At 69.0% G+C, this 19,348-nt stretch carries 19 protein-coding genes; 4 read left to right on the top strand and 15 right to left on the bottom strand.

The window, feature by feature from the left end; translation table 11 throughout:
- Position 1 precedes the first annotated feature (1 nt).
- Positions 2–1,123, bottom strand: a complete 1,122-nt coding sequence (gene tal / locus AC3ZJJ_RS05160; RefSeq protein WP_489894181.1) for a transaldolase — start codon at positions 1,121–1,123, stop codon at positions 2–4.
- Positions 1,124–1,172: 49 nt separating this feature from the next.
- Positions 1,173–3,287, bottom strand: a complete 2,115-nt coding sequence (gene tkt / locus AC3ZJJ_RS05165; RefSeq protein ID WP_489894182.1) for a transketolase — start codon at positions 3,285–3,287, stop codon at positions 1,173–1,175.
- 281 nt (positions 3,288–3,568) lie between these two features.
- On the opposite strand from tkt, the gene AC3ZJJ_RS05170 reads away from it, so the two are divergent.
- Positions 3,569–4,552, top strand: a complete 984-nt coding sequence (locus tag AC3ZJJ_RS05170; RefSeq protein WP_489894183.1) for a heme o synthase — start codon at positions 3,569–3,571, stop codon at positions 4,550–4,552.
- A 477-nt stretch (positions 4,553–5,029) separates the two neighbouring features.
- Positions 5,030–5,998: an Fpg/Nei family DNA glycosylase gene (locus tag AC3ZJJ_RS05175; RefSeq protein WP_489894184.1), complete on the top strand. Its 969-nt coding sequence runs from the start codon at positions 5,030–5,032 to the stop codon at positions 5,996–5,998.
- 54 nt (positions 5,999–6,052) lie between these two features.
- Here the strand turns inward: AC3ZJJ_RS05175 and AC3ZJJ_RS05180 are convergent, their stop codons facing one another.
- From AC3ZJJ_RS05180 to AC3ZJJ_RS05210, 7 genes are all read right to left on the bottom strand, one after another.
- Positions 6,053–6,316 carry a hypothetical protein gene (locus AC3ZJJ_RS05180; protein WP_489894185.1) on the bottom strand — a complete coding sequence of 88 codons (264 nt, stop codon included), beginning with the start codon at positions 6,314–6,316 and terminating at the stop codon, positions 6,053–6,055.
- 295 nt (positions 6,317–6,611) lie between these two features.
- A complete protein-coding gene (locus AC3ZJJ_RS05185; RefSeq protein WP_489894186.1) occupies positions 6,612–7,664 on the bottom strand; it encodes an FUSC family protein in 1,053 nt (350 codons plus the stop codon).
- Between the two features lie 138 nt (positions 7,665–7,802).
- A complete protein-coding gene (locus AC3ZJJ_RS05190) occupies positions 7,803–8,780 on the bottom strand; it encodes a manganese catalase family protein (protein ID WP_489894187.1) in 978 nt (325 codons plus the stop codon).
- A 122-nt stretch (positions 8,781–8,902) separates the two neighbouring features.
- Positions 8,903–9,559: a DUF3618 domain-containing protein gene (locus AC3ZJJ_RS05195; protein WP_489894188.1), complete on the bottom strand. Its 657-nt coding sequence runs from the start codon at positions 9,557–9,559 to the stop codon at positions 8,903–8,905.
- Complete coding sequence (locus AC3ZJJ_RS05200; protein WP_489895701.1) at positions 9,556–9,915, bottom strand: phage holin family protein; 360 nt, start codon at positions 9,913–9,915, stop codon at positions 9,556–9,558. The genes AC3ZJJ_RS05195 and AC3ZJJ_RS05200 overlap by 4 nt, the downstream gene beginning before the upstream one ends.
- 131 nt (positions 9,916–10,046) lie before the next feature.
- Positions 10,047–10,865 carry a hypothetical protein gene (locus AC3ZJJ_RS05205; protein ID WP_489894189.1) on the bottom strand — a complete coding sequence of 273 codons (819 nt, stop codon included), beginning with the start codon at positions 10,863–10,865 and terminating at the stop codon, positions 10,047–10,049.
- 383 nt (positions 10,866–11,248) lie between these two features.
- Positions 11,249–11,980 (bottom strand): TetR/AcrR family transcriptional regulator C-terminal domain-containing protein, encoded by a 732-nt coding sequence (locus tag AC3ZJJ_RS05210; protein ID WP_489894190.1) that lies wholly within the window; start codon positions 11,978–11,980, stop codon positions 11,249–11,251.
- Between the two features lie 344 nt (positions 11,981–12,324).
- Here AC3ZJJ_RS05210 and AC3ZJJ_RS05215 point away from each other — a divergent pair, with 344 nt between their 5' ends.
- Both AC3ZJJ_RS05215 and AC3ZJJ_RS05220 read left to right on the top strand, forming a co-directional pair.
- Complete coding sequence (locus AC3ZJJ_RS05215) at positions 12,325–13,359, top strand: iron-containing redox enzyme family protein (protein WP_489894191.1); 1,035 nt, start codon at positions 12,325–12,327, stop codon at positions 13,357–13,359.
- A complete protein-coding gene (locus AC3ZJJ_RS05220) occupies positions 13,359–13,622 on the top strand; it encodes a CDGSH iron-sulfur domain-containing protein (protein WP_489894192.1) in 264 nt (87 codons plus the stop codon). Before AC3ZJJ_RS05215 ends, AC3ZJJ_RS05220 begins: the two co-directional genes overlap by 1 nt.
- A 283-nt stretch (positions 13,623–13,905) precedes the next feature.
- Here the strand turns inward: AC3ZJJ_RS05220 and AC3ZJJ_RS05225 are convergent, their stop codons facing one another.
- From AC3ZJJ_RS05225 to AC3ZJJ_RS05250, 6 genes are all read right to left on the bottom strand, one after another.
- The gene (locus AC3ZJJ_RS05225) at positions 13,906–14,082 is read right to left on the bottom strand and encodes a CsbD family protein (protein ID WP_489894193.1); all 177 of its coding nucleotides are present in this window, start codon (positions 14,080–14,082) and stop codon (positions 13,906–13,908) included.
- Positions 14,083–14,232: 150 nt separating this feature from the next.
- Positions 14,233–15,363 carry a glycosyltransferase gene (locus tag AC3ZJJ_RS05230; RefSeq protein WP_489894194.1) on the bottom strand — a complete coding sequence of 377 codons (1,131 nt, stop codon included), beginning with the start codon at positions 15,361–15,363 and terminating at the stop codon, positions 14,233–14,235.
- A 195-nt stretch (positions 15,364–15,558) separates the two neighbouring features.
- Positions 15,559–16,350 carry an SRPBCC family protein gene (locus tag AC3ZJJ_RS05235; protein ID WP_489894195.1) on the bottom strand — a complete coding sequence of 264 codons (792 nt, stop codon included), beginning with the start codon at positions 16,348–16,350 and terminating at the stop codon, positions 15,559–15,561.
- A gap of 145 nt (positions 16,351–16,495) precedes the next feature.
- Positions 16,496–17,428: a COX15/CtaA family protein gene (locus tag AC3ZJJ_RS05240; RefSeq protein WP_489894196.1), complete on the bottom strand. Its 933-nt coding sequence runs from the start codon at positions 17,426–17,428 to the stop codon at positions 16,496–16,498.
- Positions 17,429–17,471: 43 nt separating this feature from the next.
- Positions 17,472–18,239 (bottom strand): ABC transporter permease, encoded by a 768-nt coding sequence (locus tag AC3ZJJ_RS05245; RefSeq protein ID WP_489894197.1) that lies wholly within the window; start codon positions 18,237–18,239, stop codon positions 17,472–17,474.
- Positions 18,232–19,197 carry an ABC transporter ATP-binding protein gene (locus AC3ZJJ_RS05250; RefSeq protein WP_489894198.1) on the bottom strand — a complete coding sequence of 322 codons (966 nt, stop codon included), beginning with the start codon at positions 19,195–19,197 and terminating at the stop codon, positions 18,232–18,234. Before AC3ZJJ_RS05250 ends, AC3ZJJ_RS05245 begins: the two co-directional genes overlap by 8 nt.
- Between the last annotated feature and the right edge of the window lie 151 nt (positions 19,198–19,348).

Here is a 19,348-nt window from a genome sequence, read left to right on the forward strand (position 1 = left end):
CCTAGGCACCAGCCTTGGCGGAGTCGAGCGCCAGGCGGACGTCGTCGAGCAGTTCGCCCCAGGACGCCTCGAACTTCTCGACGCCCTCCTTCTCCAGCAGCCCCACGACCTCGTTGTATTCGACGCCCTGGGCGGCGAGGGCGTCCAGCACGGCGTTGGAGTCCGCGTACGTTCCGGTGACGGTGTCCCCGGCGACCTCGCCGTGGTCGGCGGTGGCCTCGAGGGTCTTCTCGGGCATGGTGTTCACGACGTTCGGTGCCACGAGGCCCGTGACGTACATGGTGTCCGGGTAGGCCGGGTCCTTCACGCCGGTGGAGGCCCACAGCGGTCGCTGCGGGCGCGCGCCGGCCGCGGCCAGGACTTCCCAGCGCTCGGAGGAGAACAACTCCTCGTAGACCTGGTAGGCAAGGCGGGCGTTGGCCAGGCCGGCCTTGCCCTTGAGCGCCAAGGCCTCTTCGGTGCCGACGGAGTCGAGGCGCTTGTCGATCTCGGCGTCGACGCGGGAGACGAAGAAGGAGGCAACGGAGTGCAGCTTGCCGAGGTCGAAGCCGTTCTCCTTGGCCTGCTCGAGCCCCAGCATGAACGCGTTGACGACCGCGCGGTAGCGTTCCAGCGAGAAGATCAGCGTCACGTTGACGCTGATTCCCTCGGCCAGCGTGGCCGTGATGGCCTCGAGGCCCTCGAGGGTCGCGGGGATCTTGATCAGGACGTTGTCCCGGCCGACCTTGTCGTGGAGCTTCTTCGCCTCGGCGGCCGTCGCGGCGGTGTCCGCCGAGATGCGCGGGTCGACCTCGAGGGAGACGCGCCCGTCGACGCCGTTCGACGCGGCGTGGACCGGGAGGAAGAGGTCGCACGCGTCGGCGACGTCCGCCGTCGTGATCTCGAAGACGGCGTGCTCGACGTCGGCGCCGGAGGCGGCGAGCTCGGCGACCTGCGCAGCGTAGGAGGCGTCGCCGTTCTTCAGGGCGGCGGCGAAGATCGACGGGTTGGTCGTCACGCCGACGACGTTCTTCTCTTCGATCAGCTTGCGAAGCGAACCGGACTCGAGCCGTTCGCGGGACAGGTCGTCCAGCCAGATGGAGACGCCGGCGCTGGAGAGCGCCTCGGTGTTGGGGTTGCTCATGATGTGGTTCCTTCCGTGGATCGTCAGGTGGTCTGGTGTGGTGCCTTGGCTAGCGCGCGGCCGCGATCGACTCGCGGGCGGCATCGGCGACGGCCTCGGACGTGATGCCGAATTCGCGGTACAGGGTCTTGTAGTCGGCGGAGGCGCCGAAGTGGTCCAGGGAGACGATCCGGCCGGCGTCGCCGACCAGTTCCCGCCAGCCCAGTGCCACGCCGGCCTCCACGGACACGCGTGCGCGCACGGCCGCCGGAAGCACGGACTCGCGGTAGGCGGCGTCCTGCTTGTTGAACCACTCGAGGCAGGGGAGCGAGACAACGCGGGTGGGGACGCCCTCCGCCTGCAGCGCCTCGCGGGCCTCGACGGCCAGCTGAACCTCGGAGCCGGTGGCCAGAAGGAGGACCTGCGGCTCGGAGGGCCGGCCGTCCACGGACGCCTCGGCCAGCACGTAGCCGCCGCGGGCGACGCCGGAAGCGTCGCCGAAACCGCCCGCCGGGGAGCGGTCGTAGGTGGGGACGTTCTGGCGGGTCAGGACGATGCCCGCGGGGTTGGAGTTGTTCTCCAGGATGGTCTTCCAGGCCCAGGCGGTCTCGTTGGCGTCCGCGGGGCGCACGACGTCGAGGTTCGGGATGGCGCGGAGGCTGGCGAGCTGCTCCACCGGCTGGTGGGTCGGGCCGTCCTCGCCGAGGCCGATCGAGTCGTGCGTCCACACGTAGATGGACGGGACACCCATCAGCGCGGAAAGCCGGATGGCGGGCCGCTGGTAGTCGGAGAAGATGAGGAACGTGCCGGAGTATGCGCGCGTCTTGGACGAGAGGACGATGCCGTTGACGATGGCGGCGGCGGCATGCTCGCGGATGCCGAAGTGCAGGACGCGTCCGTACGGGTTGCCCTTCCAGGAGTCGGTCTGCCGCGACTCCGGGATGAACGAGGGCGATCCCTCGATGGTCGTGTTGTTGGAGCCGGCGAGGTCCGCGGATCCGCCCCAGAGCTCCGGCAGCGCCGGAGCGATCGCGTTGAGGACCTTGCCCGAAGCGGCGCGGGTGGACACGTCCTTGCCGGCGTGGAACGTCGGCAGGTGTGCCTCCCAGCCCTCGGGCAGGTTGCCGGCCTCGATGCGCTCCAGGAGGGCGGCGGCCTCGGGTGCACGGTCCTTCCAGGCGCCGAAAGCGGTCTCCCAGGCGGCGCGCGCCTCGGATGCGCGCTCTCCGACGCCGCGGGCGTGGGCCAGGACGTCGTCGTCGACCTGGAACGACGACTCGGCGTCGAAACCGAGCAGCTCCTTCAGCCCCGCGACCTCCTCCTTGCCGAGGGCCGATCCGTGGATCGCGCCGGTGTCCTTCTTGCCCGGGGAGGGCCAGCCGATCACCGTGCGCAGGGAAATGATGGAGGGCCTGCCGGTCTCGGCCTTGGCCGCGCTCAGTGCGGCGTCCAGTGCGGCGACGTCCTCGACGTATTCGCCCGTCTCCGTCCAGTCGACGCGCTGCGTGTGCCAGCCGTAGGCGGCGTAGCGGGCGAGGACGTCCTCGGTGAACGCCACGTCGGTGTCGTCCTCGATCGAGATGTGGTTCTCGTCGTACACGACCACGAGGTTGCCGAGCTCCTGGTGTCCCGCGAGGGAGCTGGCCTCGCTGGTGACGCCCTCCTGCAGGTCGCCGTCGGAGGCGATGACCCAGACGGTGTGGTCGAAGGGGCTCTCGCCGGCGGGCGCGTCGGCGTCGAGCAGGCCGCGCAGACGCCGCTGGCCGTAGGCGAAGCCGACGGCGGAGGCGAGGCCCTGGCCCAGCGGTCCCGTGGTGATCTCGACGCCGGCCGTGTGCCCGTGCTCGGGGTGCCCGGGGGTCTTCGAACCCCAGGTCCGCAGCTCCTCGAGGTCCTTCAGCTCCAGGCCGTAGCCGGACAGGAACAGCTGCAGGTACAGGGTCAGCGAGGTGTGGCCGGGAGAGAGGACAAAGCGGTCGCGCCCCACCCAGGCCGGGTCGGAAGGATCGTGGCGAAGGTGCCGCTGGAAGATCAGGTAGGCGGCCGGGGCCAGGCTCATCGCGGTTCCGGGGTGGCCGTTGCCCACCTTCTCCACCGCGTCGGCGGCCAGCACGCGGATGGTGTCGACCGCTCGCTCGTCCAACTTGGTCCAGGTGAGTTCGCGAACATCTGTCTGTGGCGCCACGGTGTGGTCCCTCTCTGTGGTCGGTCAGGTTGTGCCGGCCGCAGGAAACGGACCGGGGAGGCGGGACGAAGCCCACACACCCTTTCCCGGACCGGCTTTCCGGCCGCCAGCACTTCGCTTCAACCCTATCCCCCGGGGGTGCGGCGGCGCGGCTTTGTGGCAAATATTTGCCGCCGCGTTCGCCCGTGGGGCAATCGGGCCGGTTCGGGGGAATGAGTTCTACGAGCCGTAAAAGGGTATGATGGGCAAGTCTGTCCGAATCCCCTGCAGAACTGAGTGGCATGTCCGTGAAGTTTGTCCCGACCGACACTGCGGCGACCCCGCGTGCCTCCCGCCAGCCCGGAGAACCCCTGGGCGGATTTCTTGGGCGCAAGGCGCGGTCCTACCTCGCGCTGACGAAGCCGCGCGTGGTCGAGCTGCTGTTGGTCACCACGTTGCCGACGATGATTTTCGCGCACCGCGGGTTCCCGGACCTCGGACTGATCCTGGCCACCCTCTTCGGCGGAGCCATGGCCGCGGGCGCCTCGGGCGCGTTCAACTGCTACATCGACCGCGACATGGACAAGATCATGAACCGGACGAAGGACCGTCCGCTGGTCACCGGCGACGTCACGCCCCGCGAGGCGCTGGTCTTCTCCTGGGCCCTCGCCGTCGCGTCCCTGCTTGTCCTGTGGTTCGGCACCAACCCCCTGACGGCCGCCCTCGGCCTGGCCGCAATCCTCTTCTACGTGGTGCTCTACACCCTGATCCTCAAGCGGCGCACGGCGCAGAACATCGTTTGGGGAGGCATCGCGGGATGCATGCCTGTCCTGATCGCGTGGGCCGCGGTGACCAACACGGTCCAGTGGCCGGCGGTCATCCTGTTCCTCATCATTTTCCTGTGGACGCCGCCGCACTACTGGCCGCTGTCGATGAAGTACGCCGACGACTACAACGCGGCCAGCGTTCCCATGCTCGGGGCCATCGCCAGCGCGAAGCGGGTCTCCGTGCAGGTGGTCCTCTACGCCTGGGCCACCGTGGTGTGCTCCCTGCTGCTGGTTCCCATGGGCTACGCCGGAATCGTCTACACCGTGATCGCGGCCGTGACCGGGGGATGGTTCGTCTACGAGTGCCACGTGCTGTACCGCGAGGCCCAGCGCGAACACGAGCCGCAGGACATGAACCGCAAGGCCATGAAGGTCTTCCACATCTCCATCACTTACCTGACGCTGGTGTTCGTCGCCCTCGCGATCGATCCCTTCGTGGGACAGCCGCTCTTCGGCTAGCGCCGCCGCCCCCTGAGGGGCAGTGCGCTCCGAACGAGCAGGCACGCCAAACGCGCGAGCACTCCGAATGCCCCGTCCGCCAGTGGACGGGGCATTCGTGTTTCCGGCCCCAGAAACGGCCAGGCCTGGCGAGCCGCGCCGCCGCGCGGGACCACATCGGGGCGTCGGAACCAGTCCATGGAGCTCCTGCGCGCCCCGGTTTCGACGATGGCCAAACCATGGCGGGGCGCGGCGCTGATCCAGCCCGACGTCGGCGACGGCATGTGGCAGGTGCGCGGTGCCGTCGCGCGCATCGGACAGATCCATCGCGCCTATCACGACGGGTGGGCCGATGCCCTCTCGTGGGCGGAGGCGCCTGCGGGCATGCGGATGCCGGCCCTGGGCCGGAAGGCAGACTTACGGTGTAAACTCACCAAAGACACCGTTCGCTCGGTTCCCCGCGACCGGGGGTTCGGAGCTCCTGGAAAGGGACACGACATGGCAACAGGGCCGCAGGTGGAAGAGGTTTCCAAGAGGAGGGCCCCGGGCCGCGTGCCCGAGGGAGACACCGTCTATCAGGCCGCCCGCCGCCTGCAGGCCGCGCTGGCCGGAAAGCCCCTGGAGTCCTCCAGGTTCCGCCGCTCGGCGCACGCCCCCGTCGATCTGGCCGGCTTCGTGGTGGGATCCGTGGTCTCCCGCGGCAACCACCTGCTGATCCGGGTGGCGGACGCCACGATTCACTCGCTGCTCTCGGCCGGGGCACGGTGGGACGTTCACGCGACCGGGGAGCGGGGGCGCTCGCTCGCCCGCGACGCGTCGTGTGAGCTCAGAAACGCCGAGTTTCAGGCCATCGGCACGGGCCTGGATGTCCTGCACATCATTCCCACCGGTAGGGAGCCCGAGGTCGTCGGCCATGTGGGCCCGGATCCGCTGGGGCAGTCGTGGGATCTGTCCGAGGCGGTCCGCCGCCTGGAGCTCCATCCCGACAGGCCCATCGGCGCGGCGCTGGTGGACCAGCGTCTCGTCGCCGGACTGGGCAACGTCTACAGGACGGAGGTCCTGTTCGCCGCGGGCGAGAACCCGCACACCCGGGTCGGCGACGTCGCGGATCTTCCCCGGATCCTGGGCATCGCCCACCAGCTGATGGACACCAACAAGGACCGTCCCCGGCGGATGACCGCGCCCGTCGCCCACGGCGCCCCCTATTGGGTGTTCGGTCGGGCCGGAGCCCCGTGCCCGCGCTGCGAGGAACCGGTCCTCCACGAGTTTGCCGGCCACCTGCCCGCGTACGTGGACCCCCTCGCCCTCGCACGCGCCAGGCAAACGGGCAGGGTGCCGGAGATCGGCGGCCGCGACCTCTTCTGGTGCGCCCGGTGCCAACCCCTGCCCGCGAAACCAGCCGAGGGGACGACGCCGGCGGCGCGGCAACGCGGGCCGGCCACGGGCCGGGTTCCAACGAAGGGCTAGTCCCGGCACCTCCGCGCCCGAGGTGGCTTGGGTTCCTGCTGTGCCGTGGCGCCCCTAGTAGTCGGGATGGTAGGTCGCGCGCGGTATCGGAGGGAGCGAATCGATGATGCCGTTGGCGGCCTCGGCCAGAAGGTCGCGCTCGCTCGGGGGCAGCGACATCAGTCCCTGCGCGTGCGCCTCGACCTCGGATTCCCCCGCGGCGCCCCCCAGGCCCAAATATGCAATCCACAGGTCGCCATAGCCGATGAAGGACGCGTGGAGCGCTTCCAGCAACGCCCTGCGCTGCCGGTCCTCGTCGATGTCCATAGTCCCGCTCACCGCCGTCCCGGCTCCGGTATCGGAGCCGTGTTCGTCCGAGCCGCGTCGGCGCCGTCCCTTCCCGAGGCACGCCTCGTGCCGCGGACGGAGACGGCCGGCCCATTCTGGGGCCACCGCACGCGTGAACAGGCTAGCCGCCTCATGACGGATACTGTCAACCCTTCCGACGGCCTTCGTTGTCCCCCGGACCCGCTGAGGGCTGCTGTGCCGTTCCGCCGGGCCGGGCCGACGCCAGCTCGGGGATCGACAGGTAGGGCGGCACGGCTGCAACGGGCAGGACCTGAAGGAGCTCGGCTTATGCCCCGTTGTTTTGTCCCGTGCGATTGCGCGGTCCCTGAAGAACCAAAGCTATGGTGATTCCCACCATCGCCCCCAATAGCGTTTCCAGACCGCGATCCACAATTATGGAGGCCGGATCGGTGGGAGAGGCCAATTGAGTCATGATCAGGATCAGGGGCGTAAAAAAGACCAAGGCCAAGCCATAGTGGCGGACCATGTACAGCTCGGTGGGAAACTGGAACGCAATAACCAGCAGTGCCAGAACGGTGGGACCCGGGTCCGCGAACAGGACCACGGCGGTCACGCCCAGCCCCGCCATGGTGCCCAGAATCCGGTGGACACCGCGGTACACCCGGTGCTTGGTCCCCTCGACGGCCAGCGGTACCGCCGCCGCGGCCATGGCCCAGTGCGGATGACCGATGCCTGCCAACAGCCCGATCCCGCCGGCCACCGAGACGGCGAACAGATAGCGGCCAGCTTGGGTCGCGGACCCGGCATTGCCCGGGCCACGCACGGACAGGCGCGGCCTGGCGCCCCCCGACACCCAGAGGCGAGTCCGGACCCATCCGGAAAATCCCACCAGCACCGAGAATGCCGCGGAGGCCGCAGCGATCAGCAAAGCCGCCCACGGGGCAACGCCCAGCGGGACCGAGGCGCAGGCGCCCAGGGCGAAGATGCTGAAGTACGGCCCCGCGGGCCTCAGACCGGCACGGTCGGCCCACAGGGAGGCCAGTCCGGCGAAGGCCGCCTCCACGGCCACCAAGACCCAAGTGTCCACGCGCTGGGAGGACAGCAGAACACCCAGCCCCACCCCGGCCAGAAGGAGGGAGGCCGCGCGGAACTGGTGGCGCACGCGGAACCGGTGCGGCTCGGCCCTGCCGTACATTGCGGTGAAACCACCGAACACTGCGTAGATAATCAGATCCGTCCGGCCCATAAGCAGCAGCGCGAGCGAGGGAACGGCCACACTCAGAGCCACCCGGAGCGCGGCCAAGTGATCGTTCTGCGCCGGGGCCAGGGAAAACACGGCCCGGGCATGGGCCAGCACCGTCTGCAAGCTTTCCGCCACCCTCCGGTCGTCAGCGCCGACCGGAGCGGTCGCCTGACCTCCATTTTACCGGCGGCTCCGCGGGGTAGCCGGATCCCGGGCGACGCCCGGCGACGCCCGGCGGCGGCCGGTCGAAGGCCGTCGCCGAGCATGGTCCCGCTACTTCTTGCTCGACTTCGCGTTGCTTGGCTTTTTGGATTCCTTGGGGTTGTCGGCGTCCTTGAGCTCGAACTCGGCCGTCGCCTGGATGAGCGAGAGCAGTTCGGGGTCCAGGCCGGGGGAGAACTCTTCGCGGCGTTCGGGCGAGATGGTCATGGGAAATCCCTCGGGCATGACCTCGGTCCGCAGCTCCTGGGAGGCGTCGGACGGGGACGCCCCGCGGAAGAGCTTGCCGGCCTCGCTGAGGTTGTCGGTGCTGAAGGTGTACTGCACGTTCTGCAGTCCCTGGTCCAGGAGCTTCTTCACCTCCGGGAACTGTTCGGCGTTGGTCTTGGGGATGGGAAGCGCGGCGCCCCAGTTCACGCCGAGGCTTTCGAGCGCCTTGGCGTAGGCGTTCTCGTGGGCCTGGTCCCGGACGATCAGGTAGGCAATCGTGGAGCGGGCGGTCTTGTTCTCCGTCATCTCGTAGATGCGGCACTTCTGCAGCCGTCCCGTGGACTCCAGCATGAGGTTGTAGAGCAGGTCCAGAACCAGGTTCCCGCTGTTATAGACGTAGCTTCCGCTCCAGGGGTTCCCGGCGGCGTCGACAGGCAGGGCGCCCTGGGCGGCGACGAGGTAGTGGTGGATGTTGCCGGTGTCCAGGGCGATCTTCAGCGGGGTGGCGCCCTTGGCCCCGGGCTCGTCGACGGGGTCGGTCTTTTTCCCGTTGTAGCGCGGGGACCCGTCGAGGAGCCGGGAGATGGTGGTGCCGATCAGCTCGACGTGGCTGATCTCCTCGGTGCCGATGCCCTGCATCAGATCCTTGTAGGGTTTGCCGGCGGCGTCGCCGCGGAAGTTCATGCTTTGGAACAAGTACTGCATCATTGTGCGCATCTCGCCGAATTGGCCGCCGAGTCCTTCCTGCAACGCATTGGCCGCGGCCGGATCCGGCTCGTCCACGGCGATTTCGTTGATCAGTTGTTGGGTGTGCAGATACATGTTTGACTCCAGTCAAAGACGGATGAATCATGCTGCGGAACTGCTGTGGTTGCGGCGAGCCTCCAGTGAATCCGGAGGCCGGCCATAGGGGCCGCGGCATTGCCACGGCCCCTATGGATCGACTAGCGGGTGTAACCGCCGGCGTCGGAGACGTTCGTCTTTGCTTCCTTGGCGCGGTCGCCGACGTCCTGCGCGCCCGTCTGGGCCTCGTCCTTGACCGTCTGGGCGGATTCGGTGGCGGTGGCCTTGACGGACTCGGCGGCCTCGCGCGCCGGCTCCTTCAGGTCCTCGACGACCTCCTTGGCCGCGCTGGCGAGTTCGTCCGTCAGCGGTTGCGCCTTTTCCTTCAGCGCGGTGGCCGCCTCGCGCTCCTTCTGGCTCGCGGGGATCAGCGACGCGGCCAGCATGCCGGCGCCGAAGGCGATCAGTCCGGCGGCCAGGGGGTTGCCCTTGGTCTGCGCGATGACCTGGTGCGGGGCGTCCTGGACGGCGTGCCCCACGTTCTGGCCCAGGTCCTGCACGGCGCCGCCGGCGTGGTGGGCCTTGTCCGAGGCGGTGCCCCGGACGTCGTCGGCGGTGCCCATGACATTGGTGCGCACGTCGTGGGCGGTGCCCATGACGCTGTCCTTCACCTTGGACACGGCGCCGCGGACCTTGTCGGTCTGGCGGTGCGCGATCGCGGACGGGCTGACCTTGTCCGCCAGCGCGTCGACGTCGTAGCCGACCTCCTGGCGCGTGCGTTCGATGTCGGCACGAATCTCATCGGGTGTTTGGCTCATGGCGTGGTCTCACCTGGTTTCATGGTTGGGGGAATTTCCTTGACGGTCTCCGCGGTCTGCGGGAGGCCCTTGACGTCCTTCAACTTCTTTCTGCCGACCGCGGCGAGGACCGCGGCGACGATGCCCCAGAGGACCGCGACGATGAGCGCGGACCAGCCCAGGTGCATGACCGATCCGAGCGCCCACATCAGGGCCAGCGACAGGAAGAGCAGGACGAAATGTCCGGCAACGCCGGCGCCGCCGAGCATCCCGGCGCCCTTTCCGGCCGAGGACGCGGACTCCTTCAGCTCGGCCTTGGCGAGGCTGACCTCTTGACGCATGAGGGTGGATACGTTGCGGGTCAGCTCGCCGAACAGCTCGCCGATGGAACTCGTCTCCGCCCGGTCGGCCGGAGATGTCGGGGGGACGCCGGCGGCGTGGGAACCCCGTGGGATATCTGTGGTTGTCGGTGCGGATCCGGGTACTTGCGGTCCTTGTTCGTAGCCGCTCATGCCCTCGGGTACTCCGGATCGGTGCCTGCCGGGAAACCGTTCGCCACGCCGGTGTTCGTGGGTGGGTAGGCGTCGGTGGGCGCATGTGTCGGCTCGGCCGGGGTGCGCACTCCGGCGGCGGGGTCGGCGTACGTCGCCGGCGCACCACCCGTGTACGCGCGGGCCGTGCCGCCGTTGGGCTCGGCGGATGTGTCGTCGGGTGCGGTGATTCCGCGGGCGAGTCGTCCGGCGACCAGGCCGGCTCCGGCGGCCACGGCGAGGAAGACTCCCGGGCGCCGCCTCGCGAAGCCCTTGACCTCCTCGAGGAGCGATCCGGGGTCGCGGCCGTCGAGCCAGTCGGCGACGTCTCCGGCCTTGCCGGCGGCCTGGCCCACGAGGGACGACGCGGTGCCGCCCGCGGAATTTTCGGCCATGCTCCGCAGCTCGTCGCTCACCGACCGCAAGCCGTCCGCGACCTTCTGCTGTTGCGCGCAGGCCTGGGACTTGAGGTCGGCGCCCAGCTCGCCAACGAGGTTGGTCACCTGCGACTTGGCTTCCTGGGCGATCTTGCCGGCCTCGTCCTTCGCGGTGTGGCCGACCTGCTTCGCCGTCTCGACGCCCTCGCGGCCGAGTTGGCGCGCCTCGTCCTTCGCGGCGTCCTTGGTGTCTCGGCCCGCGGTGCTTCCCGCGCCGCTGATTCCCGGAGACTCGGTATTTTCGGCCCCGGGCAGGTTCGCGGACGTGGTCACGGGGCCGGCGGGTGGCTCGGTGAACGGGTCCTCGGGGACGAGCGCCGCCGACTTGAGCGGATCGTTCGCATAATTCTCGGTACTCACGGTGTTGCCTCCAATGGGTCGGTGGTTTTCACGCGATGCCCGAACTGCTGAGTTCCACCTCAGGCACTCTCTACGTTGTAGACGTTCTTTGTAGAGATGGCAATGGATGCGACGTGTGGGGGTCGACTGGCATGGCACGCCCCCGGATCCTTGCCGGGGGTCTTCTCACCGATCGCTACGTTGGCCGGAGGCGGGGAAGCCGAAGTGACGGTGGACGGGGCGGACTCGCGCGACGGCGCCCGGAACCCGAGGCGCACTACTACGACAATCGGGGCGACGGCGGCAGGACGGGTCCGTGGCGCGGGCCCGCGGCGGCCATGGCTACGGGCTCCTCGGCGTCGACCCGGACGGGGCACGGCAATCCTGCGGAGACTTGCGCTGGGCTATACGTCGGGGCCCGGAGGGGGAGTGAGGCGCTCCTGAAGTCCGGTCAGCAGGATGGTCAGGCCCTGGTCCAGCTCTTCGGCGCCATCGTAGTCCGCAAGCACGGGGCCCAGGCTGCGCAACTGCGGAAACTCCTTGGCCGGAAGGCGGTGGAGTCCCAGACGCAGCAGGCCCTCGTTTTCCTCGGGGTCGACGATGTACTCCTGCAGCTCATTGAGGATGTGTCCGTACAGGTATCCGTAGTAGGCACGGTAGATGTGCAGGGCGTTCTCCGGGTGGAAACCCGCGCCGATGAGTAGGCCCAGAATCTGTTCCAGCGGGCGCAGCGTCCCCAACGGGCGCAGGCCCAGCGGGGTCGATAGCGGCCGGGTGACCAGTAGCGGCACCACGTGCGGGTGCGCAAGGGCCAGGTGCCGGAAAGAGTGGGCGATCTTGCGCAGCTGGGCCTGCCAGTCGGTGTCCTCGGGTTCGATGGCGAGTTCTTGGATGGCCAGCTCGGAGACGCCGTCGAGCAGCGCGGCACGGTTGGACGCGTAGCGGTACAGGGCCATGGGGTCGCGGTCCAGGATCTGTCCCAAACGGCGCATGGTGAGCGCGTCCAGGCCCTCCGCGTCCACCAGTCGCAGGGCCGCGTCCAGCACTGCCTCGCGGGTCAGGCGGGGCCGGCGCGCCTTGACGGGCGATGTTGCCGGATCTGGTTCTGCGTCGCCTCCGGGCGGGATGTCGGGCATGCGGTGATCAGTCTCCTGGGTTGCGTCCCTCCACCCTACGACGCCGGACCCGGCAGGGGACCGCTTGCGCAATTATTACTCTACAGCTAACGTCTACAGTGTAGATATATTCCGTCGCGGGTGTTGGACAAGTGCGGCAACCGCGCTGTCAGTCAAGACGGGTCCGCGCGATGCGCGCCAGAGATGCGCGGTGTCTGGGACGACGCCTGGTGCACTGGACCGGAGGGGTCGCGCTGGCCGCGTTCGACATCCCTCCGCCGTTTTGCCGAGCCCGCGGCGCCGGGCGGGTCCGGGGAAGGCACTCCGCCCGCGTGTAACAGCACAGCACCACAGAGGAGATCCCCATGAAGCTGCACCAGCCGCGAGGTCCCGTCACCGAGGCGCTCTTTGCCGCCCTGACACGGAGCGAACTTGTGGACACTTTGGGCGAACTCGACGACGCCGCCCGGGCGGCGCTGGCCGACCGCGGCGACATCCTCTACGACGAGGACCTGCAGTTGGCCCTGTTTTGCATGTACGAGCTGCACTACTCGGGCCTGGAGTCCGTGGACGAGCGGTGGGAATGGCACCCCGGCCTCCTCGGGATCCGCGCCCGGATTGAGGAGGCCTTCGAGGCCCGGCTGCGCGACGGGGTGTCCGCCATGGGCAGCCCGCCGCGCGGCGCCCAAGAGGTCTCGGACCGGCTGTTCGCGATGGCCGAGGCCGGCGGGGGACCGTCCGTGCCGGACTTCATCGCTCGCCGCGCCGACACGGAGCAGGTCCGCGAGTTCCTGGTTCACAAGTCGGTTTATCAGCTCAAGGAGGCGGACCCGCACACCTGGGCCATTCCGCGGCTGTCGGGTCGTTCGAAGTCGGCGCTCGTGGAGATCCAGTCCGACGAGTACGGGGGCGGACGCCGAGGGCACATGCACTCGGAGCTGTTCGCCCGCACCATGGAGGGCCTGCGGCTCGGGACCGGGTTCGGGGACTACCTCGACCATGTGCCGGCGATCAGCCTTGCGTCGGTGAACGCCATGTCCCTCTTCGGCCTGCAGCGCCGGCTCCGCGGCGCCATCGCCGGCCACCTGGCGATCTACGAAATGACGTCCTCCATCCCCAGCGCGAAGTACGCTCGCGGATTCCGGCGGCTTGGCTTCGGCGCACCGGTCACGGACTACTTCGACGAGCACGTCGAGGCCGACGCCGTCCACGAGCAGATCGCGGGCCGGGACCTGGCCGGGGGGCTGATCGAAGAAGATCCCCGGTTGGCCAGCGACGTGTTTTTCGGCGCCGCCACAGTCTGCCTGCTGGATGAGCTGGTGGGAACCTGGCAGCACGAGGCCTGGACCCAGGAACGCTCCTCCCTTCGGGTGCCCCTGCCGGCACCGGATGCCGCGTGATGGGCGAGCAGGCCACCGGTGGAGTAGGTGCCGACGCGTCCCGGGCCCAGTCCGCCGCCCCGGTCGAGATCACGGTCTGCCCGCGCGGGCCGCTGCTGGTTCGCGGGGACGTGGAACTAGTGGACGACGACGGCGAACGGATCGAGCAGACGCGCACCACGCTGGCGCTGTGCCGGTGCGGCAGCTCCGCGACCAAGCCGTTCTGCGACGGGTCGCACAAGCTCACCCGGTTTGGGCGACCGCCCAAGGCGGGGGGCCGCTAGGTCTTTGGAAGTTAGATGCCGCCGGATCCACGACCGTCGTTGGGATCCGAGACTGCGCCTTCTACGGAACCGATCTGGGGCAGCGCCCGCGCACGCTGCGCCGTGCTGGGTCAGTGGATACAGCGAGATTCCGTGTTCGGACATCCGCCGGGACCGTCGCGCCAGTGACAGCCGGACTGAACAGGTGGCGCAGCGGGCCGATGTTAGGTAGGCGTGGCCCCGTCCGCACACCAAAAAGGAGGGGTGCGGTCCTGTTGGCCGCACCCCTCCCTTTCAGCACCCGCTAGTCGTGCTTGAACGCGTCCTTGACCTTTTCGCCCGCCTGCTTGAGATCGGCCTTGGCCTGGTCGCCTTGTCCCTCGGCTTTGAGGCTCTCGTCGCCGCTCGCTTCGCCCGCGGCTTCCTTGCCCTTGCCGCCAAGCTTCTCGCCGGCGTTCTCGATCTTGTCTCCCAAACCCATGGTGTTCTCCGTACGGTTGGTGTCCGCCGAGGTCCGGCGGCTGGCCATCCCATCCTAGTTTTTTACCCGGGGGATGCAATGCCGGGTCTGATGGCGACCGGCACGCTGCGGGATCGGGCGGAGCGCGCCGGGGCACCCCGGGGCCGACAATCAGGGGACTGGTTCTCCCATCGGTTCGAGGTTGGGCCGCAGAACCAGACTCGCCAAGAGGCCTTCGTAACCGTCAACCATAGTTTCGATGTCGAACCTCCGCGCGGCGGCCAGCACGGTGTCCCGGGGGAGCCGGCGAGCAGTCCCCATCGCCGCCGCCAACGACTCGCTGTCCGCCCCCTCGGCCAATACGCCCGCCTCCGGGGCGACGAGTTCCGCCATGGCACCTCCGGGCAGTGCGGCCACCGGCGTTCCGCACGCCATGGCCTCCACCGCGGTGAGGCCGAAGGGCTCCTCCCACAGGGGTGAGCTGATGAACACCTCCGCCGATAAAACCATCCTCCTCAGCAGCGCATGGTCCAGGTGCCCCAGATAGGTGATCTGTGCATCCAGCTCGGGGAGGACCATGGCGTCGAAGTAGGCCTGGTCCTGCACCGGTCCGGCGATCTGGAGGTCCATGCCGGCCAGCCGAGCGGCGGCGATGGCCATGTGCGTGCCCTTCTCCGGAGTGATCCGGCCCGACCACGCCGCCATGCCCGACCGGTTGCGGTCCCCCGACCGCGGCCGCCACCGCTCCAACGGGATGCCGTTGTGCACGATGTGGAGGTCAGGCACGAGCGGGCGCCAGCCCCGGGCATTGCTCGCCGACACGGTGGCATAGGCATGGGATGGATCCGGCTGCCACATGGGATGGCTGAGGACTGCGGCGATCCGGGGCAGGACCGGTGTGTGGAAGACGTGCAGGGTAGGGATGCCCGCGGGCTCCCCGTGGGGGATGGGGCTGAGCGAGTTGTTCACCACGGCATCGAAATCCCCGGAGCGTACGGTTGCCAAGGCCAAACGCATGGCACCGTCGAGGCGGGCATGCTGAGCGTCCTTGGCGACGTCGTCCGGATAACCCCGGACCCGGAAGTCCCGTTCGAGCACCGGCTGGAGGGCAATCGGGGTCCGGCTACCTTCCCGGGCGAAAAGGGTGACCTGGTGGCCGCGACCGGCCAGGGTCTCCACAAGCAGCGCCGTGTGCGACTCCAGGCCCCCGGCGTACGGGCTGGCGATGGGATGGTGCAGATGCGCCAGAACGGCAATGTTCAAGTGCTGCGGGTCGCGGTTCTCCGGCACAGAGGGGGCCATTGGCACAACATTCTCCGCGGCTGTGGGTTTCGGTTGCTTTCGTGGGTGCTTCGGTAGATGCGGAACGGTCGCTGCAACCCCCTTGAGTCTGGGTTTTGCAGCGACCGTTGGAACCCGCTTTTAGAGGGTTGGGCCTGAGCGTTCCGGGCACCCGTCAGGTTGGGCGCACCATGCAGCCGCGGGCTCCAGCGGTGGCTACCAGCGGGTGGTGCCGTCCGCGTTGGTTGCCGGGGGCAAGGTCCCGTCATCGTCCACCCCGACGGCGCGTTCGGTCGTGACTCCGGCGTCCGGGTCGACCTCCTCCACCAACACGGGTTCGGGCACAACAACCGGCGTGACGGGCGGAACCGTCGTCGAAGCCGTCAGCGGTTCGTCGTCGGACTGCTTGCTGCCCGCGGCCGCGGCCACGCCGGCTGCCGCCGCGGCGGCCGCGACACCCAGGCCGGCCGCCACAGCCTTGCCGGAGACTCCGGCCTTTCCGCTGTCGCCCCGGGAGGCGGCGGCCGCCTCGGTCCCAGGGGCGCCGGCCGCGCCTTCGTTGATCGTGCCGCGCCAGGCGCCCGAGGCATAGCCCTCGGACTCGATGAACTCCTTAAAACGCGCCAGGTCGCCCTCGGCCTGCTTCTCGACGATGTTGAGCTTGTCGCCGATCTTTTCGACGATTCCCTCGGGCTCGTAGTCCAGCGACAGGCGCACGGACGTCTGGCCTCCACCCACGTCCTCGAACGTCACGGCACCGGCGTTGGTGGCGCCCTCTGTCGCGGCCCATGCGACCTTCCGGTCCGGCGCCTGCTCGAGAATTTTCGCCTCCCACTGCCGGCGCACGCCGCCGATTTCCGCGATCCATTGGAGCCGGTCGTCGCCGAGCTGCGTCACTTGCTTGACGCCGCCCATAAAACGCGGGAAGTCCTCAAATTGGGTCCATTGGTTATAGGCCGTGCTGACCGGCACGTTCACCATGATCTGCTTTTCGATCCTTGTGCTCACAGCGTCTCCTTCATCTAGATGAGGAAATGGCGGAGGATCACCACCGCCAAGCTGCACACGCTACCGCGCACCAGAACCCCTGGCCAGAGAACAGGCAGGACGCCTCCGTGCGCCGCCAACGGCGGACTGCGCGGCCATCCCGCCCCTAGAGCGGGAAGCGCCCGGTGGTCCGGTCCCACACGTTGGTGGCGGCCGCCGTGAGCAGCGAGGACCCCAGCATGTGCAACAGCACCAGACCGATCGGGAGGCCAGTGAAGTGCTGCGTGTAGCCGATGGCCGCCTGCAGCACCAGGACCAGCGCCAGCAGCGCCAGCGCCCTCTTGACGCTCGGGGCCGCGCGCAGGCGGTAGGCGAGGACGACCGCGAGGATCGTTGCCGCGACCAGCAGGTAGACGGGCGCGACGTGGATGCGCGTCACCAGGTCCGCGTTGAAGGCATGCCGGGGGGAGCTGGCGTCTCCGGCGTGCGGTCCGGTGCCGGTCACGATCGTTCCCAGGACGACGGCGGCGGCCGAGGTCGCGGCGATCGTCCAGCCCAGCGCCCGCAGCGTACCGCTGCTGGGCGGCATCGCCACGGACGGCTCCCCGCGCAAGCGCATCCCGGTCCGGTTGACGAGCAGCATGGCCGTCGCAACCAGGGCCGCCGAGGCCAGGAAGTGGAGGCTGACCACCCACGGGTTCAGATCCGTCCAGACCGTGATGCCGCCGATGATCGCCTGCACGGGGATCACGCAGAGCAGGGCCACCGAAAGGCGGAAAATGGTGCTGTGGGTGCGCCGCATGCGCCACACGGCGACGATCATGGCCACCGCGATGGTCGTCAGGATGAAGGTCAGGGTCCGGTTGCCGAACTCGATGAGGCCGTGGATGCCCATCTCCGGCGTGGGGGTCATCGACCCGGGCACGCAATGCGGCCACTCGGAGCAGCCGAGCCCGGACTTGGTCAGGCGGACGGCGCCGCCGGTGACGATAATGCCGATCTGGGAGGCCAGCGACGCGATCGCGAGCGCGTGGACGCCGCGCCCGACGCTGGTGGGGAGGCGGTCTGTCCACTTGGCGTTGTCGACGGGGGTGGTCATGCGTGCGGCTCCATTCGGAACGGTGGTGGGCAAGGAGGGAGTGCTAGTTCCACTTGAACCAGCGGGTGGCGGCGAACCCGCCGACGATGGTCCACACCACCAGGATGAGGAAGGACGCGCCGTCGAAGGCGCCGTCCATCAGCGCCGCCCGCATGGCGTCGCCGAGGGCGGCCGAAGGCAGCGCGTCAACAACGGGCTGGAGGACGGCGGGCAGGTTGCCGGACGGGATCATGATGCCTCCGACCGCGGCGAAGAGGATCCACACGAGGTTCGTGATGGCCAGCGTTGCCTCCGGTCGCGCGGTCCCGGCGACCAGCAGGCCCAGGGACGTGAAGGCCGCGGCGCCGAGCGTCAGGAGCACGGCGGCCAGGGGGAGTCCCCACGGGGCCGGATGCCAGCCGAGCAGCAGCGCGGTGCCGCCGATCAGTACCACCTGGATGAGGAGGATTGCCAAGACCGCCAGCGCCTTGCCGAAGACCAGCCCGGCGCGCCCCAGTGGTGTGGTGGAGAGAAACCTCAGGACGCCGTATCGGCGATCGAACCCGGTGGCGATGCCTTGGCCCGTGAACGCGGTCGACATGACGCACAGGGCGAGCACGCCGGGGGCGGCGGCGTCGATCCGGTTCTCGGCGACGTCGTCCAGGATCCTGGTGAAGGTCAGGCCGAACAGGGCCAGCAACGGGAGAACGACGGCGAGCACCAGCTGCTCGCCGTTGCGCAGCATGGTGGCCGCCTCGTATTTGCCCTGGTGCAGGATCCGTGCCAGCTGTGGAGCGGCGTTGCCTGCGGCCTCGCGGGGGTCGCTAGCCACGTTGCCCTCCCTGGGCGATTTCCAGGAATACGTCTTCAAGGCTTCGGGGCTCCATGCTGATCGAGGTGGGGAAGATGCCCGCGGCGGACCACCAGGCCGCCACGGCGGCGAGGTCGGAGGGGGAGCGGAGGGCGCGCACGCGGTAGTGTCCGGGCGAAATCTCCACGATCTCCTCGCCGCACTCCAGCCGGGGGCCCGATCCGGCCGCGACCAGCCCCGGCCGCGCCGAAAAGTCGAGCGAACGCGAATCCGCGTCGGCCGTGGCCCTGGCCGTGAGGTCGGAGACCGTCCCCTCGGCAACGTTGGCGCCGCCGTCGATGATGTAGACGTAATCGGACAGCCTTTGGGCGTCCTCCATCAGGTGTGTCGTCAGCACGATGCAGAGGCCGCGCCCGCGCAGCTCGCCGATGAGTTCGAAGACGGCCTGGCGCGACTGCGGGTCAAGCCCGGCGCTGGGCTCGTCGAGGAAGACGACTTCCGGGTTTCCCACCAGGGCCGCGGCAAGGGCCACGCGCTGCCGCTGCCCGCCGGAGAGGCGGCGAATGTTGGTGTGTGCGAACTCTTCGAGGCCCAGTCGCTTGGACAGCTCCCGTACGTTCGCGGGGCGCGCGTACATCGAGGCAACGTGGTTCAGCAGTTGGACCGGACGAGCGGCCGGCGGCAGCCCGCCGTCCTGAAGCATCACGCCGACCCGGGACCGCAGGGCCGCGGACGCGTTGGAGGGGTCCTCGCCGAGCAGGCGGACCGTGCCGCCGTCGGGCTTCAGCAGCCCCTGCGCGCACGCGAGGGTCGTGGACTTGCCCGCTCCGTTGGAGCCCAAGAGCGTGGTGACCGATCCCGGCTGCGCGGTGAGACTGATTCCATTGAGGACTCGGACCATGCGGCCGTCGAGGGCGGCGACGGGGCCGAAGTCCTTGCGGAGACTGTCGACGACGAGGCTGGGTACGGGATCTGGCACCGGATCATTCTACGGCACGTAGAGTTATGGGTGCCGTTCGCGCGCTTTCAGCGCCGCGCGCCCGCCCCGCGCGAACTAAGGCCTACCTTGCTGGCGAGAGCAACGTCATTAGGTCATGATTGTGTTGTGTATTCTTCCCAGTCAAGTGAGC

The sequence above is a fragment of the Arthrobacter sp. AOP29-A2-19 genome, from assembly GCF_058138025.1.

Excerpts from the sequence above, each read along its gene's own strand:
- tal (WP_489894181.1), bottom strand. The coding sequence starts at position 1,123 with ATGAGCAACCCCAACACCGAGGCGCTCTCCAGCGCCGGCGTCTCCATC.
- AC3ZJJ_RS05170 (WP_489894183.1), top strand. The coding sequence starts at position 3,569 with ATGTCCGTGAAGTTTGTCCCGACCGACACTGCGGCGACCCCGCGTGCC.
- AC3ZJJ_RS05175 (WP_489894184.1), top strand. The coding sequence starts at position 5,030 with ATGGCAACAGGGCCGCAGGTGGAAGAGGTTTCCAAGAGGAGGGCCCCG.
- AC3ZJJ_RS05190 (WP_489894187.1), bottom strand. The coding sequence starts at position 8,780 with ATGTATCTGCACACCCAACAACTGATCAACGAAATCGCCGTGGACGAG.
- AC3ZJJ_RS05195 (WP_489894188.1), bottom strand. The coding sequence starts at position 9,559 with ATGAGCCAAACACCCGATGAGATTCGTGCCGACATCGAACGCACGCGC.
- AC3ZJJ_RS05210 (WP_489894190.1), bottom strand. The coding sequence starts at position 11,980 with ATGCCCGACATCCCGCCCGGAGGCGACGCAGAACCAGATCCGGCAACA.
- AC3ZJJ_RS05215 (WP_489894191.1), top strand. The coding sequence starts at position 12,325 with ATGAAGCTGCACCAGCCGCGAGGTCCCGTCACCGAGGCGCTCTTTGCC.
- AC3ZJJ_RS05220 (WP_489894192.1), top strand. The coding sequence starts at position 13,359 with ATGGGCGAGCAGGCCACCGGTGGAGTAGGTGCCGACGCGTCCCGGGCC.
- AC3ZJJ_RS05225 (WP_489894193.1), bottom strand. The coding sequence starts at position 14,082 with ATGGGTTTGGGAGACAAGATCGAGAACGCCGGCGAGAAGCTTGGCGGC.
- AC3ZJJ_RS05230 (WP_489894194.1), bottom strand. The coding sequence starts at position 15,363 with ATGGCCCCCTCTGTGCCGGAGAACCGCGACCCGCAGCACTTGAACATT.
- AC3ZJJ_RS05240 (WP_489894196.1), bottom strand. The coding sequence starts at position 17,428 with ATGACCACCCCCGTCGACAACGCCAAGTGGACAGACCGCCTCCCCACC.